This window comes from Curtobacterium sp. MCJR17_055, assembly GCF_003224335.1.
GTDB lineage: Bacteria > Actinomycetota > Actinomycetes > Actinomycetales > Microbacteriaceae > Curtobacterium.
In genome coordinates this window covers 403,069-418,573 of record NZ_QKLF01000004.1, presented here as the reverse complement: position 1 = coordinate 418,573, position 15,505 = coordinate 403,069, and the positions used below count along the sequence as shown (strand labels likewise).

The following is a 15,505-nucleotide window of genomic DNA, read 5'->3' as shown; positions in this document are numbered from 1 at the left end:
CCGGCACCGGCACCGGGATGACGGACGGGAGGCCCGGTACCAGCTGGTACCGGGCCTCCCGTCGTGTCGTGCGGAGCGTCAGCCCTTCTTGGCGGCCGCCCGGCGCTCGGCGCGGTTGTTCGCGTCAGCCTGCCCGGTGGCGGTCGCGGCGGAGCCGAAGGCCGAACCCCGCTCGGGGGCCGCCGCTTCCTGCTCGGCCTGCTCACGCTGCGCGCGCGCCGTGGCTGCCTGCTCGAGGCGCCCGGCCTCGTCGCGGACCTCGACCTCGCCGTCGATGGACGGCGCCGAGTACTCGAGTCCGGCGTTCTCACCCTCCTCGCCGAGCCCCTTCGCCTCGATGACGGCGCTGTCGCCGTCCGACTGGACCTGCACCTCGAGGTTGAAGAGGAACCCGACCGACTCCTCGCGGATCTGGCCCATCATCGTCTGGAACAGCGCGTAGCCCTCGCGCTGGTACTCGACGAGCGGGTCACGCTGCGCCATCGCGCGGAGGCCGATGCCGTCCTTGAGGTAGTCCATCTCGTACAGGTGGTCCCGCCAGCGGCGGTCGATCACCGAGAGGACGACGCGACGCTCGAGCTCACGCATCGCCTCTTCGCCGAGGGTCTCCTCGCGCTTCTGGTAGGCGAGCTGGGCGTCGGACAGGATCTCCCGCGCGAGGAAGTCCCGCGTTGCCTTGCCCTTCGAACCGGCCTCGGTGATGACCTCGTCGATGGTGATCGAGATCGGGAACAGCGTGCCGAGCTCGGTCCACATGGCGTCGAGGTCCCAGTCGTCCGGGGAACCCTCGCCGGTGTGGGTGTCGATGACGTCGTCCACGACGCTCTTCAGGAACGACTGCGCGCGCTCGTGCAGGTCGTCGCCCTCGAGGATGTGGCGGCGGTCGCTGTAGATGGCCTCGCGCTGGCGGTTCAGGACGTCGTCGTACTTCAGGACGTTCTTGCGGATCTCGGCGTTGCGGCCCTCGACCTGCGCCTGTGCGGAGCGGATCGCCCGCCCGACGAGCTTGTTCTCGATCGCCAGGTCGTCCGGCACGTTGCCGCGGCCCATGAGGCTCTCGGCGGCACCGGAGTTGAACAGCCGCATGAGGTCGTCGGTCAGCGACAGGTAGAAGCGGCTCTCGCCGGGGTCGCCCTGACGACCGGAACGACCACGCAGCTGGTTGTCGATGCGGCGGGACTCGTGCCGCTCGGTCCCGAGGACGTAGAGACCGCCGGCTTCCCGGACCTTCTCGCTCTCCTCCTCGACGGTGGCCTTCATCGCCGAGAAGACCTTGTCCCACTCGGCTTCGTACTCCTCCGGCGTCTCCGTCGGCGACAGGCCCTTCGCGTGCATCTCCTGCACCGCGAGGAACTCGGCGTTGCCACCGAGCATGATGTCGGTTCCACGACCGGCCATGTTCGTCGCGACCGTGACGGCGCCGGCGCGACCGGCCTGGGCGACGATCGCGGCTTCACGCGCGTGGTTCTTCGCGTTGAGGACCTCGTGCTTCACGCCCTTCTTGGCGAGGAGCTTCGACAGGTACTCGGACTTCTCGACGCTCGTGGTACCGACCAGGACCGGCTGGCCCTTCTGGTGACGCTCCTCGATGTCGTTCGCGACCTGCTCGAACTTGGCCTGCTCGTTCTTGTAGACGAGGTCGGTCTGGTCGATGCGCTGCATCGGTCGGTTCGTCGGGATCGGGACCACGCCGAGCTTGTACGTGGACATGAACTCCGCCGCCTCGGTCTCGGCGGTACCGGTCATGCCGGAGAGCTTCTGGTACAGGCGGAAGTAGTTCTGCAGCGTGATCGTGGCGAGCGTCTGGTTCTCGGCCTTGACCTCGACGCCCTCCTTGGCCTCGATCGCCTGGTGGATGCCCTCGTTGTAGCGGCGGCCCATCAGGATGCGGCCGGTGTGCTCGTCGACGATGAGGACTTCGCCGTTCATCACGACGTAGTCCTTGTCGCGCTTGAACAGGGCGACGGCCTTGATGGAGTTGTTCAGGAAGGAGATCAGCGGGGTGTTCGCCGACTCGTACAGGTTGTCGATGCCGAGGTAGTCCTCGACCTTCTCGATGCCGGGCTCGAGCACGCCGACGGTGCGCTTCTTCTCGTCGACCTCGTAGTCCTCGCCCGGGGTGAGCCGCGTGGCGATGGAGGCGAACTCGGTGAACCAGCGGTTCGCCTCGCCCGACGACGGGCCGGAGATGATGAGCGGCGTCCGGGCCTCGTCGATGAGGATCGAGTCGACCTCGTCCACGATGGCGAAGAAGTGGCCGCGCTGGACCATGTCCGACGCCTGCCACGCCATGTTGTCGCGCAGGTAGTCGAAGCCGAACTCGTTGTTCGTGCCGTAGGTGATGTCGGCGGCGTACTGCTCGCGGCGCTCGGCCGGCGACTGGCCCGCGACGATGCAGCCCGTGGTCATGCCGAGGGCGCGGAAGACGCGGCCCATGAGCTCCGACTGGTACGACGCGAGGAAGTCGTTGACCGTGATGACGTGCACGCCGCGCGACGGGATGGCGTTCAGGTACGCCGCGGTCGTCGCGACGAGGGTCTTGCCCTCACCGGTCTTCATCTCGGCGATGTTGCCGAGGTGGAGCGCCGCGCCGCCCATCAGCTGCACGTCGAAGTGCCGCATGCCCAGGGTCCGCTTGGAGGCCTCGCGCACGGCGGCGAACGCCTCGGGCAGGAGGTCGTCGAGGGTCTCGCCGTTGGCGTACCGCTCGCGGAGCTCGGTCGTCTCCTCGAGGAGTTCCTCGTCCGTCAGACTCGCGAAGTCGTCCTCGAGGTCGTTGATCGCCGAGGCGTACGCCTTCAGCCGACGGAGGGTCCGCCCTTCACCGATGCGGAGGACCTTCTCCAGCACGTTTGCCACGTGAGCTCCTTACGAAGTCGTCGTGCGCGGTCCGCGCGCCCGATCAGCCAGTCATGCTAGCAACCCGCCGCAGCCCGGCGCTGGGAGCAGGACGAGTGCACGCCGGACAGCACGAGTGCGCACGGTCCGAACGGACCGTGCGCACTCCCGAGCGCTGCTACGCGTTCGCGGAGGTCGTCTCCTCGACCAGGACGTGCTCGCTCCCCCGGGCGTCGGCGCCCGGGTTCTCGTCGATGCCGATGACGCCGTAGTCCCAGCCCTTGCGGCGGTAGACCACGCTCGGCCGGTGGGTCTCGGAGTCGACGAACAGGTAGAAGTCGTGTCCGACGAGCTCCATGTGGTACAGCGCGTCGTCGACCGTCATCGGGGCGGCCTCGAACACCTTCTGACGGATGACGACGGGCGAGTACGCCTGGTCGTCGTCCTCGTGGTCCGCTGCCTGGTCGACGTCGACCACGGGAACGGCGCCCGTGGCGACCTCCTCGATGAGCTTGCCGTCGGCGGGCTCGACACCCATGCCCTCGAAGCCGGCACCGGCGGCCTCGGCGACGGACGTCGGGCGGTGGCGCCCGCGGTGCACCTTCTTGCGGTCACGAGCCCGGCGCAGGCGCTCGGCGATGCGCGCGAAGGCCAGGTCGAAGGCCGCGTACTTGTCCGACGCGGCCGACTCGGCCCGGACGAGCGGTCCGGGCCCGATGATGGTCAACTCGACGCGGTCCTCGCCCTGCGCCCCGCTGCTCTTCTCGTGGTGCCGACTCAACCGCACCTCGAACGCGAGGGCCCGGTCGGCGAGGGCGTCGATCTTCTCGGACTTCTGCTCCACGTAGGTCCGGAATCGGTCGGTCACTCCGACGTTCCGGCCCGTGATCGTCACGTCCATGGCGGCTCCCATCCACTTTCGGCGGTTCGCCTCCGTCCGGCGAACACCAACGCCTTGCCGCGAGGCTAGACCCTGCCACCCGAGCGGGTGCTCGCGTCGGGCGGTCGGGCGGGGACACCCACCGGATGCCCAGGGGACACTCGGCCTTCACACCTCGACGCTCGCAACCGCGACGCACCGGACCACACGTCCGCCCGCGGCCCGCACTGCTCGGACCGCCTCGGCCATGGTCACCCCGGTCGTCACGACGTCGTCCACGACGACGACGTCCCGCCCGGCGACGAGCGCGGGGGCGCAGAGGGTGCCGACCGTGGCGGCGACGCGCTCGATGCCGGTGCGCTCCTTCTGCCCGGCACCGCCCCCGTGCGGGTCTGCACCCCCGCGCCCGGACGCCGCCCGGGCCACGCCGGGCAGCGCCGCCGGGACGGCGACCCGTCGGAGGGCGGGGGCTCGCCGCACGCCCGCGCGGCGGAGCACCGTCACCACCGGGTCGAACCCACGACGGCGGTGCCCGCGCGCCGACGGGGGCACCCGCAGGACGACCGCGTCCGGCGCCGCGGCGAGCGCCGACCGCACCAGGTCGGCCGTCCGGTCCGTCAGGGGTGCGACGACGTCCACCCGGCCGCGCAGCTTCCACTCGAGCACGAGCGTCCGTACGAGTCCCTCGTACTCGTACGCCGCGTCGAGTCGGACCCCCGCGACGAGCCGGGTCCGTCCGGGGAGGGCCGCGAGCGTCCCCCGGCAGGTGTGGCACAGCGCCCGGTCGGGCGCACCGCACCCGACGCAGTCGACGGGCAGGAGCACGGCGAGCACCGTGCTGACGGCGTCACGCCATGGCTGGTCCGCGCCGGGGACACGACCGGGGACACGACCGGCGACCGGACCGGGCTCGGCCGGATCCGGGGCGGAGGCACGGCCGACGTCAGGAGCAGGCGCGGGCCCGGGCACGGGCCCAGGTCCAGGTCCAAGTCCAGGTCCAGGTCCAGGTCCAGGTCCAGGAGCGTGCGGTACCACGGACGGCAGCTGTGGGGACGACATGACCCGATGCTCGCCCGGCGGAGTGCCGTCGGGGTGCGCCGCACGGCGGACTGTGGACGGGCCTCCCGGCCGGCCCCGCCGTGACGGGGAGGCGCTCAGCGCTGGATGCCGAGGACCTCGGCGTCGACGCCGGTGGTGTCCCACCCTCCGCCGGTCGACTGCAGCACCGACCCGTCGGTCATCCGGAGCAGCAGCGCACCACCGCTCCCCCCGGCGATGGTCGTCGCCGTGCCGCCGGGCTTCGCGAGCGTCTCCGGCTGGCCGCCGACGGTCGTCCGGACGACGCTCGCCCCCGTGCTCGTCCGACCGACGGACGCGACGTCGAGTTCGTCCACCCAGGTCGCGCTCACCGGGTCGCCAGCCGCGGCCTGGACGCGCACCGGCGGACCGAGGGACGTCGGGGCGCGGTCCGAACCCCGCGTGATCGCGACCACGTACAGGGCAGCACCGTCGTCGGTGTCGAGGAGCGCGAGCGCACGGGTGGAGTCACGGGAGACCTGGAAGGACACGAGCTCCCCCTCCGGCAGGGTCGAGGTGACCTGGTGCGGGTCGCCGCCGGTGCCGTACGCCGTGATCGACCGGGCGTCGGAGCGCTCCGCCACCCACACGAACCCCTGGTCGTCGATCGACGGGGGCACGAGGTCGTCCCGGGTGTCGACCCGGAGCGGGTCCTTGCCGCTGCGCACGACGAACACGCCGTCGCGGTTGCCGACCGCGGCGAGCGTGCCCGAGGCGGACAGCGCGAGCGACCGCGGGTCGAGCGCGGCGATCCGGCCGCTCATCCCGCCGCCGAGGCCGGTGACGTCCCCCGTGCTCGGCGTCGCGAAGCCGGCGGCGCCGTCCTGCACGACCAGGGGCCTCGCGTCGACGTCGGGGTTCCGCTGGGCACTCGTGCCGCTCGAGTCCGGTAGGGGCACGGGCACGCTCTCGACGGTGAGGTCGACGGAGGAGACGGTCGCGATGGAGGACAGCGAGTCGGTGAGCTGCTCCCGCATCCGGACCTTGTCGACGGTGGTCGCGCGCAGCGCCTCGCTCGACAGGTCGACCTGGGCGCTGCCGCTCTCGATCGTCACCGCGTTGAGCGAGAGCTGAGTGCCCTCGGGGAAGGACGAGACCACGGTGCCCTCGAGCCACTCGGCGGGGCCGGCGAGGAGCGCGCTGACGATCCGCGTGCTCGTCGAGGACCGGGCGAGGAACCACCGCTCGTCCGGCACGAGGTACCGGTACGTCGGGTCGTAGAAGTAGAGCGCGTGCGGCTGGAACACCGAGACGAAGTTGATCGGGGACAGGATGATGCCGTCGGGGGCGTAGGCGATCCGCCACTCACCGTCCTCCCGCGTGAACTGGAACGTCAACGTCGACGAGGTCGGGCGGACCGCCTGGGTGTACTCGCCGTCCGCGTCGACCGAGGCGCTCGCGCTGAGCGTGTAGGTGAGCTCACGCGTCCCGACCCGCTCGACCTGCCCGTCACCCTGCCGGATCGTCACGCCCTGGCGCGGGTTCCACTTCTGCGAGAAGCCGGCGCTGAGGAACTCCCGGGCGACGGCGTAGTCGTTCTGGGCGCCGGTCGCGGCGTCGATGAACTGGGTGAGCAGCTCGGTCTGGTCGGATCCGGCCTCGGGGCCGGAGGGGCGGTAGTCCACGCCGCCGGACTGCGACTCGTCCGTGATGGACCGCCCCGCGCGGACCGGCCCCTCCTCGGGGATCGCGGCGCACGCCGAGACGGCGAGGAGCGTCACGGCCGCGAGCGCCGTCGCGAGCAGGCGTCGGAGTCGCCGGGCTCCGGGTCGAGCGGTCCTGGTCATGGTCGGTCCTCCGGTGCGGTGGGTCCGTCGTACGACTCGTCGAGTGCGGGCAGCGGGATGGCCGAGGTCGCCGGAGCCTCGTCGGTACGGCGCGGCAGGACGAGCACGAACGCCGATCCCTCCCCCGGTCGGGACCAGACGTCGATGCGGCCGCCGTGCAGCTGCGCGTCGCCCAGGCTGATGGCGAGCCCCAGCCCCGTGCCGCCGATGGTGCGTTTGCGGCTGGGGTCGGCCCGCCAGAACCGGTCGAACACCCGGGCGGTGTCCTCGGGCGGCATCCCGACGCCGCGGTCCCGGACCGCGATCGCGACGGAGCGCGAGTCGCTGTCGACGACGACGTCGACCGGGCGGCCGTCACCGTGCTCGACCGCGTTGCCGACGAGGTTGCGGAGCACCCGACGGATCCGGCGGCCGTCGAGCTGCATCGGCGTGTGCCCGCCGGGGCTGGCGAAGCGGAGTTCGATGCCGACCCGTTCGGCGAGCGGACGGAACTCGTCGACGATGTCGGCCGTGAGCGCGGCCGGGACGACCGGCTCGGTCTCGAGTTCGACGGCCTGGGCGTCGTACCGCGAGATCTCGAGGAGGTCGGCGAGCAACAGCTCGAACCGGTCGACCTGGGCGTGCAGCAGCTCCGCGGAGCGGGCGGCGGCGGGTTCGAAGGCGTGCCGGGCGTCGTAGAGCAGGTCCCCGGCGAGGCGGATGGTGGTGAGCGGGGTGCGCAGCTCGTGGGAGACGTCGGACACGAAGCGCTGCTGCACGCGGGAGAGTTCGGCGAGCTGGGTGATCTGCCGGCTCACCGCGTCCGCCATGTCGTTGAAGCTCCGCGCGAGGGTGGCGATGTCGTCCTCGCCCCGGACCGGGATGCGTTCGTCGAGGCGTCCCGCGGCGATCTTCCGACTCGTCTCGGCGGCACCGCGGATCGGCAGGACGACGAGCCGCACCACGAGGGACGTGACGAGGGCGATGAGGACGATGAGCGCGACACCGCCGATGGACAGCGTCTGCGACACGAAGTCCAGGGTCTGCTGCGCGTCGGACAGGTCGTAGACCAGGTACAGCTCGTACTGGCCGGCGCTCGGGATCTGCAGCGTGGACCCGACGGCGAGACCGGGGCCGCGTCCGTCCGGCCCGTCGAGCCGCACCGGCTGCAGACTGAGTTCGCCGGTGTCCGCGGCGACCCGCTTCCGGAGTTCGTCCGTGATGACGGCGTCGGGGAACCGGGTGCTCGCGACGTTCTGCAGGATCTGCGGGGTCGGTTCGCCGGGTGTCCGCTCGATCGCGATGCTCGTGCCGCCCGGGCTCGTCGTGTTCGAGAGGATCGCGTTCTGCGCTTCGCTCTGCAGGGACTCGAGTTCGGTCTGGTTGTTGTCCTCGGCCGCGGTGGCGGCGTCGAAGATACCCTGCGCGACGATGGTGGCGCGCGCCGACTCGGCCTCGATCTGGTCGCGACGCTGCGCGTACACGTTGTTCGAGATGCTGACCATGACGGCGGTGCCGATGACCGCGACGGCCAGACCGGTGGTCGCCACGGTGATCGCGACGGACCGGACCATGAGCGAGCGGCGCCACAGGTAGGCGATCCCGCGCCAGACGCGGCGGAGCCAGTACCGGGCCCGCCGGCGCACCCGGCGGAGCGGCACCGGGACCGACGTCGACGGCACGGCCGTCAGCTCTGTGCGCCGGCCCGGTACCCGACGCCGCGGACGGTGGTCACGATGCGCGGGTTGTCCGGGTCGTGCTCGATCTTCGCGCGGAGGCGCTGCACGTGCACGTTCACGAGCCGGGTGTCCGCCTTGTAGTGGTAGCCCCAGACCTGCTCGAGGAGCATCTCGCGGGTGAACACCTGGCTGGGCTTCTCGGCGAGGGCACGGAGCAGGTCGAACTCGAGCGGGGTGAGCGCGATGGGCCGGTCTCCGCGGCGGACCTCGTGTCCGGGGACGTCCACGACGAGGTCACCGACGTGCAGGACGGTCGCGTCCGACGCGGACGGCCGGAGCCGGGTGCGGATGCGCGCGACGAGCTCCTTCGGGTTGAACGGCTTCACGACGTAGTCGTCGGCGCCGTTCTCGAGTCCCGCGACGACGTCGGCGGTGTCGCCCTTCGCCGTGAGCATGATGATCGGCGTGCCGCTCTCGGCGCGGATCCGGCGGCACACCTCGATGCCGTCGATGCCCGGCAGCATGACGTCGAGCAGCACGAGGTCGGGCTTCGTGGCGTGGAACGCGTCCACGGCGTCGTTGCCGTCGGCGCTGAAGTCGGCCTCGTAGCCCTCCGAGCGGAGGACGATGCCGATCATCTCGGCGAGGGCATGGTCGTCGTCGACGACGAGGATGCGCGGTGTCATGGGATCGGGACTCCGAGGGGCAGGGCGGGGGTGCCCGGGGACGGGCACGCTCCGCTCACGATAGCCGAGCCCTCATCGGCGCACGTTTTCCGACAGGATGGACACGGTCACCGCGTCCGGCGGCGACCGGACGACGGGGGACGGCGCATGGTCGACGGCGGATGGCACGTTCCGGGGGCGGGGACGCCACCGGAGCACACGGGCGGGCCCGAGCGCGCGTCCGGCGCACCAGGGTGGCCCGCGCAGGGCGGTCACGGCGGCCCGGGAGGCCCGGTGCACTCCCCCGCGTGGCCGGCGTCCGTGGGTGGGCCCGGAGGTCCGGGGCACCAGCCGCCACCGCTCCCGTCCGTCGGAGGGCCCCGTCCGCAGCCCGTCCGCCCGGTCATCCCGCTCCGTCCGCTCGGCCTCGGCGACGTGCTCGCCGGCGCCTTCACGGTCTTCCGCCGCAACGCGCGGGTGCTGCTGCTCTGGGCCGTGCTGCTCTCCGGCGTGCTGGGCCTCGTGTCCACGCTCACCTCGGCCTTCGGGCAGCGCACCCTGCAGTCCCGCATGCTCGCGGCGGTGGACGGCACGGGTGACGCCGACACGATCATCGCGGGCACCGTGACGTTGTACGCCGTCCTGTCGATCGGCCTCCCGTTCCTGGCGTACCTGGCGCGCGGGTTCCTCGTCGCCCCGATCGCGGTCGACACCGGGCAGCGCGTCCTCGGACGGCGCGGGACGTTCCGGGGGCTGTGGGCACTGCTCGCCGGACGTCGGCGATCGGTCCTCGGGTGGATCCTGCTGCAGCTCGCCGGCGGGGTCGTGCTCGGGACGGTCTTCGTCCTGGTCGTGCTCGCGTTCGTGGCCGCCCTGTCCGCCGGTGACGGTGCCGTCGGGTGGTTCGTCCTGACGATCGTCGTGATGGTCCTCGGGTTCGCCGTGCTCGTCGCCTTCTTCACCACGCGGTTCGCCTTCACCGTCCCGACCATCGCGCTCGAGGGCCGCGGGGTCTTCTCGGCCGCCGGGCAGTCGTGGCGCCTCACCCGTGGCGCGTTCTGGCGGACCTTCGGGATCCTGCTGCTCGTGCAGGTGGTGCTGGCCTTCGCGGCGAGCATCGCCAGCGTCCCGCTGACCGTCGGGCTCACGCTGTTCTCCGGCGTGTTCGACCCGCTCGGTCAGACCGGATCCTCGACCGCCGGAGGGCCGCCCTCGGTCGGCGCCGTCGTCACGCTCGCCATCGGCAGCCTGCTCGTGATCGCGGTGCAGTGCGTCACGGACGTGCTGACCGCGTCGATCACCACCTTCCTGACGATCGACCGGCGCATCCGGACCGAGGCGCTCGACCAGCGCATCGCCGCGCACCTGGAGACCGGGCAGCCGGCCGACCCCTTCGCACCGTCGCCCCCCGGCGACCGGCAGTCGTGGTCGCCCCGGCAGGGCTGGCCCCAGCAGCAGGGCTGGCCCCAGCAGCAGGGCTGGCCCGAGCAGCAGGGCTGGCCCGAGCAGCAGGGCTGGCAGCAGCAGGGCTCGCCTGGGCAGCAGGGCTGGCCCGAGCAGCAGGGCTGGCCCCAGCAGCAGGGCTGGCAGCAGCAGGGCTCGCCTGGGCAGCAGGGCTGGCCCGAGCAGCGCTGGCCCGAGCAGCAGGACCCGCCGAGCGGTCGCCCGTGACCGCGGTCGACCCGGACGAGGCCCGCCGCCTGCTCGAGCAGGAGCTCGGCCGCGCCGAGTACCGCGGGGCGCAGGAGACCTGGTGGGACCGCGCCTCCCGGGCCTTCCTCGACTGGCTCGGGTCCCTGCTGCCGGACGGTGGCGGCTCCACCACGTTCGGGCGGACCCTGCTCGTGATCGCGGTCGTCGTGCTCGTCGCCGTCGTGGTGCTCGTCGTGGTCACCCGCGGGCTGCCGCGTCGACGAGCACGGCTGCGCGGCGAGGACCCGGGCGGGGTGTTCGACGACGACGACCTCCGCTCGGCGAGCGCCGTCGCCGCTGCGGCCAGCGCGGCGTTCCGGGCCGGGGACTGGTCGACCGCGGTGCTCGAGGGGTACCGCGCGCTGGCCCGGGGTCTCGCCGAACGGGACCTGGTCACGGTGGTCCCGGGGGCCACCGCCCGCGCCATCGCAGACCGCGCCACGGTGCCGTTCCCCACCCTCGGCACCGTGCTGCGGGACGCGTCGGACGCCTTCGACGCCGTCCGGTACCTCGGGGTCGACGCCGACGAGGAGACCGCCCGCCGCGTGCTCGACGCCTCCGCGGCGGTGCGCGCCGCCCGGCCGGTCCCGACGGGCGGCCCCGGCGGCCCGGGCGGACACCGCGCTGGCACAGGGCCCGGCACCGACGCCGGCAGCGCTCCCGGCCCGGCGGGTCCCTCTGTCCCGGCACGGCCCGCCGACCAGACGGACGCCGACCGGACGGACGCCGACCCGGGGGTCCACGCATGAGCACCACCGCGACGCCGGCGGCACCGGCCGGAGCGGCTGCCGCCCCGACCGGGCCGACCCCGCGTGACCGTGCCCTGCGCATCGGTGCCTGGGCCGCGGTGGTCGTCGTCGGGCTGCTCCTGGCGGTCCTGACCGCCGCCGTCGGTCCCGGCCAGCAGCCGTCGGACGTCCCGCTCGACCCGTCGTCGACGACGGGCAGCGGCTCGCGGGCACTGGTGCGGGTCCTCGGCGAGCAGGGCACCGAGGTCACGGTCGTCTCCGACGCCGACCGGATCGGCAGCGGCGAGGGCACCGTCCTGGTGGACGACTCGGCCGGGGTGCTCGCCCCGTCCGTCGCCCGCCGCATCGCGAGGACCGCGGCCGACGTGGTCCTCGTCACCACCGACCCCGCCGTCCTGGAGGCGTTCGGCCTCGACGCGCGTCCGGCCGGCGCGTCCTCGACGGACACCACGGCGTCGACCGCGTCGTGCGCGATCCCGGCCGCCCGCGACGCCGGGTCCGTCAGCACCGCCGGGGTCACCTACGCGACCGACGACCCCGACGTGGTCCGCTGCGTCCCGTCCGGCACCGGAGCGGACCGTCGGTGGGGCCTCCTCCGCACGGCGACCCCAGCCGGGCACGTCACCGTCGTCGGCACGACGGCGGCCTTCCGGAACGACACCGTGACCCGTGCGGGCAACGCGGCCCTGGCGCTCGGTCTGCTCGGCAGTCAGGAGGACCTGGTCTGGTACGTGCCGACGGCCGGGAGCGCCGACGCCGCTCCCTCGCTCGGCGACCTCGCTCCGCCGTGGGTCCCGAGCGCGATCGGCGTGCTCGGCGTCGTGGCGGTCGCCGCGGCGGTCTGGCGCGGCCGACGGCTCGGCCCCCTCGTGGTCGAACACCTGCCGGTCGTGGTCCGTGCCGCCGAGACCACCGAGGGACGCGCGCGCCTCGCCGTGCGGGTCCGCGACCGGACGCACACGCTCGACACGCTCCGGATCGCCGCGCTCCGCCGGATCGGGCGGCAGCTCGGTCTGCCCCGCTCCGCACACGTCGACGAGGTGGTGCGCCGGACCGCCGCCGTGACCGGCCGACCGGTCGGGCAGGTCGGAGCGGTGCTCGTCGGCGGGCCCACCGGCGACGACCGTGCGCTCGTCGCCGGCGCGACCGCCCTCGACGACCTGGAGGACGCGGTCGGCCTGGCCGTGTCCGGGGACGTGCGCCGAGCCTCCCGGACGGCTCCGCCGAGGACCACCGACGACGCGACCCGCACTCCCCCCACAGGTGCGCCCGCGCGGCGCGGTCCCCGGGACGGCGTCGCCGGCCGGGCCGCACCGCCGACACCCCCGTCCACGACACCGACCCCGCCCACACCACCAGGAGGACGACCGTGACCGACCTGCCCACCACACCCGCACCCGGGCCCCGCTCGGGCGGCGACCCCCTGCGCGAGGTCCTCGGTCGCGTCCGCACCGAGGTCGGCAAGGCCGTCGTCGGCCAGGAGGGCGCGGTCTCCGGCATGATCGTGGGTCTGCTCGCGCAGGGACACGTCCTGCTCGAGGGCGTCCCCGGCGTCGCGAAGACCCTGCTCGTGCGGAGCCTCGCGGCGGCGATGTCGCTCGACACGAAGCGCATCCAGTTCACACCGGACCTGATGCCCGGCGACGTCACCGGCTCGCTCGTGTACGACGCCTCGACCGGGACGTTCCCGTTCCGCGAGGGACCGGTGTTCACGAACGTGCTGCTCGCGGACGAGGTGAACCGGACGCCCCCGAAGACGCAGTCCGCGCTGCTCGAGGCCATGGAGGAACGCCAGGTCAGCGTCGACGGTGCCGCCCGGCCGCTGCCCGACCCGTTCTTCGTCGCGGCGACGATGAACCCCATCGAGTTCGAGGGGACGTACACGCTCCCGGAGGCGCAGCTCGACCGTTTCCTCATGAAGCTCACGCTCGACCTGCCACCGCGCGACGTCGAGTGGCAGGTCCTCCGCCGGCACGCCGACGGGTTCGTGGCGCGGGACGTCCGTTCCGCCGGCATCGTGCCCGTCGTCGGCGTCGACGAGGTCCGTGCCGCGCAGCGCGCCGTACAGGCCGTCGGTGCCCGGGACGACGTGCTCGCGTACGTGGTCGACCTGGCCCGTGCCACCCGGCAGGCACCGTCCGTCCGCGTCGGGGTGAGCCCGCGCGGGTCGACCGCGCTCCTCGCCGCTGCGAAGGCCTGGGCCTGGCTGACCGGCTACGACGCCATCACGCCCGACCACGTGCAGGCGATGCTCCTGCCCGTCTGGCGGCACCGGCTCCGCATCGCGCCCGACGCCGAACTCGAGGGTGTCGGGGCGGACGGCGTGCTGCAGCAGGTGCTCGAGCAGGTCCGGGTGCCGATCTAGTGGCCGTCACCGGTCGGTTCGTCGCGCTCCTCGCCGTCGCGATCGTCCCCACCGTGTTGCTCGGCAGCGGGTGGGGCGGTCTCGCGTGGATCGGCCTCGTGGTGCTCGCCGCCGCCGTCGACCTCGTGCTGGCGGCCGACCTGCGGCTGGTGCGGGTGGAACGCCGGATGCCCCGCCTCGCCCGCCGCGACACCACGGCCGAGGGGACGCTGGTGCTCGCCAACGACGGTCGGCGGGTGCTGCGGGCGGTGGTCCGGGACATGTGGGAGCCCTCGGCCGGCCACGGACCGCGTCGGATCCCGATGACCGTGCCCGGAGGCGAGCGCCGCACCGCCCGGATGCGGTTCGCCCCCTTCCGTCGCGGCCGACGCACCACCGCCGGGATCGCGCTCCGGGCAGCCGGCCCACTCGGACTCGCCGCGCGGCAACGGGTCGTCGCTGCGCCGGACGCCCTGGTGGTCACCCCGCCGTTCCGGTCGCGGCGACACCTGCCGTCACGCCTGGCCCGCCTGCGGGAACTCGACGGCGAGACGACCCTGCAGCTGCGCGGGCACGGTACCGAGTTCGACTCCCTCCGCGACTACGTCCGCGGGGACGACGTCCGGTCGATCGACTGGCGTGCCACGGCCCGGCGGCAGGACCTCGTTGTGCGCACCTGGCGGCCGGAGCGCGACCGCCGGGTCGTGGTCGTCGTCGACGCCGGTCGTGCCGGAGCCGGACGGGTCGACGACGAGCCCCGCCTGGACACCGCGATCGAGACGGCGCTGCTCGTCGGGGCGCTCGCCGCCGCTGCCGGGGACCGGGTCGACCTCGTGGTGCTCGACGACACCGTCCGGGGTCGCGTGCACGGCGCCACCCGGGCGGACGTCGTGCAGCGGTTCGGGGAGACCCTGGCCACCGCCGAGCCCGGGCTCCGGGCCACCGATTGGGCGGCCGTCCCGGCGATCGTCGACGCGGTGACGACGCAGCGGGCACTCGTGGTGCTCGCGACGAGCCTCGACTCGGTGGGCGCGTCCGGCGACCTGCTCGCGGTGCTGCCCGTGCTCGGCCGTCGGCACGCCGTGGTCGTCACGTCGGTCGAGGACCCCGCCGTGGTGCGGATGGCCGCGACCGGTGGGACGACGGACGGGGGCGGGGCGGACGCGGCGGGTCGGCGCGCCGGACGAGACCGGACCGGACGCGACGGGACCGGGCGCGCTGCCAGGGACCGGGCCGGAGACGGAGCCCCGACGGGTCGCCGGACCGGGTCGTCGCATCGGCTCGGCTCGTCACGGCTGGACGGCTGGTCGGTGCGGGACGGCTGGTCAGTGCTGGACGGCCGGTCGGTGCGGGACGGCTGGTCGCGGAAGGACGCGGAGCAGGTGTACCGACGCGCCGCCGCGGAACGGACGCTCCTCGACGCCGACGGCGTCGCGGACGTCGCCAGACGCGCGGGTGCCGAGGTGGTGCGGGGGCTGCCCGAGGACGTCCCACCGCGCACCGCGGACGCGTACATCCGGGCGAAGGCGTCCGGGAGGCTCTGACCCGGTCCGGCGGGCGGGTCGCGACGGACGCGGCGCACGGGTCCGGAGCGAGCAGGGCGCGGCGGACGCGGCGCACGGGTCCGGAACGGGCAGGGCGCGGCGGACGCGGCGCACGGGTCCGGAACGGGCAGGGCGCGGCGGACGCGGCGCACGGGTCCGGAACGGGCAGGGCGCGGCGGACGCGGCGCACGGGTCCGGAACGGGCAGGGCGCGGCGGACGCGGCGCACGGGTCCGGAACGGGCAGGGCGCGGCGGACGCGGCGCACGGGTC

General features: G+C 73.7%; 11 protein-coding genes. 5 read left to right on the top strand and 6 right to left on the bottom strand.

Annotated elements, in window-relative coordinates:
* Positions 1-78: 78 nt before the first annotated feature.
* The 6 genes from secA to mtrA form a co-directional block, all read right to left on the bottom strand.
* Positions 79-2,859, bottom strand: a complete 2,781-nt coding sequence (secA, locus tag DEJ16_RS11715; protein WP_110824484.1) for a preprotein translocase subunit SecA — start codon at positions 2,857-2,859, stop codon at positions 79-81.
* 157 nt (positions 2,860-3,016) lie between these two features.
* Entirely contained in the window at positions 3,017-3,739 is a 723-nt protein-coding gene (gene hpf, locus DEJ16_RS11710) for a ribosome hibernation-promoting factor, HPF/YfiA family (RefSeq protein WP_258365945.1), read from the bottom strand.
* A 147-nt stretch (positions 3,740-3,886) separates the two neighbouring features.
* The gene (locus tag DEJ16_RS11705) at positions 3,887-4,543 is read right to left on the bottom strand and encodes a phosphoribosyltransferase family protein (protein ID WP_181419571.1); all 657 of its coding nucleotides are present in this window, start codon (positions 4,541-4,543) and stop codon (positions 3,887-3,889) included.
* Between the two features lie 329 nt (positions 4,544-4,872).
* The gene (locus DEJ16_RS11700; protein WP_110824486.1) at positions 4,873-6,582 is read right to left on the bottom strand and encodes a GerMN domain-containing protein; all 1,710 of its coding nucleotides are present in this window, start codon (positions 6,580-6,582) and stop codon (positions 4,873-4,875) included.
* A complete protein-coding gene (mtrB, locus tag DEJ16_RS11695) occupies positions 6,579-8,243 on the bottom strand; it encodes an MtrAB system histidine kinase MtrB (RefSeq protein WP_258365944.1) in 1,665 nt (554 codons plus the stop codon). The genes DEJ16_RS11700 and mtrB overlap by 4 nt, the downstream gene beginning before the upstream one ends.
* Positions 8,244-8,248: 5 nt before the next feature.
* Complete coding sequence (mtrA, locus tag DEJ16_RS11690) at positions 8,249-8,926, bottom strand: MtrAB system response regulator MtrA (protein WP_110824488.1); 678 nt, start codon at positions 8,924-8,926, stop codon at positions 8,249-8,251.
* 414 nt (positions 8,927-9,340) lie between these two features.
* Between mtrA and DEJ16_RS11685 the strand changes: the two genes are divergently transcribed.
* Genes DEJ16_RS11685 through DEJ16_RS11665 form a run of 5 tightly spaced genes read left to right on the top strand, consistent with a single transcriptional unit; the run spans position 9,341 to position 15,234 of the window.
* Complete coding sequence (locus tag DEJ16_RS11685) at positions 9,341-10,576, top strand: glycerophosphoryl diester phosphodiesterase membrane domain-containing protein (RefSeq protein ID WP_181419570.1); 1,236 nt, start codon at positions 9,341-9,343, stop codon at positions 10,574-10,576.
* Positions 10,573-11,346, top strand: a complete 774-nt coding sequence (locus tag DEJ16_RS11680; RefSeq protein WP_110824490.1) for a DUF4129 domain-containing protein — start codon at positions 10,573-10,575, stop codon at positions 11,344-11,346. The genes DEJ16_RS11685 and DEJ16_RS11680 overlap by 4 nt, the downstream gene beginning before the upstream one ends.
* Entirely contained in the window at positions 11,343-12,719 is a 1,377-nt protein-coding gene (locus DEJ16_RS11675) for a DUF4350 domain-containing protein (RefSeq protein WP_110824491.1), read from the top strand. The genes DEJ16_RS11680 and DEJ16_RS11675 overlap by 4 nt, the downstream gene beginning before the upstream one ends.
* On the top strand, positions 12,716-13,711 hold the full coding sequence (locus DEJ16_RS11670) for an AAA family ATPase (protein WP_375232108.1): 996 nt from the start codon (positions 12,716-12,718) through the stop codon (positions 13,709-13,711). The genes DEJ16_RS11675 and DEJ16_RS11670 overlap by 4 nt, the downstream gene beginning before the upstream one ends.
* Positions 13,711-15,234 carry a DUF58 domain-containing protein gene (locus DEJ16_RS11665; RefSeq protein WP_258365943.1) on the top strand — a complete coding sequence of 508 codons (1,524 nt, stop codon included), beginning with the start codon at positions 13,711-13,713 and terminating at the stop codon, positions 15,232-15,234. Before DEJ16_RS11670 ends, DEJ16_RS11665 begins: the two co-directional genes overlap by 1 nt.
* Positions 15,235-15,505 lie beyond the last annotated feature (271 nt).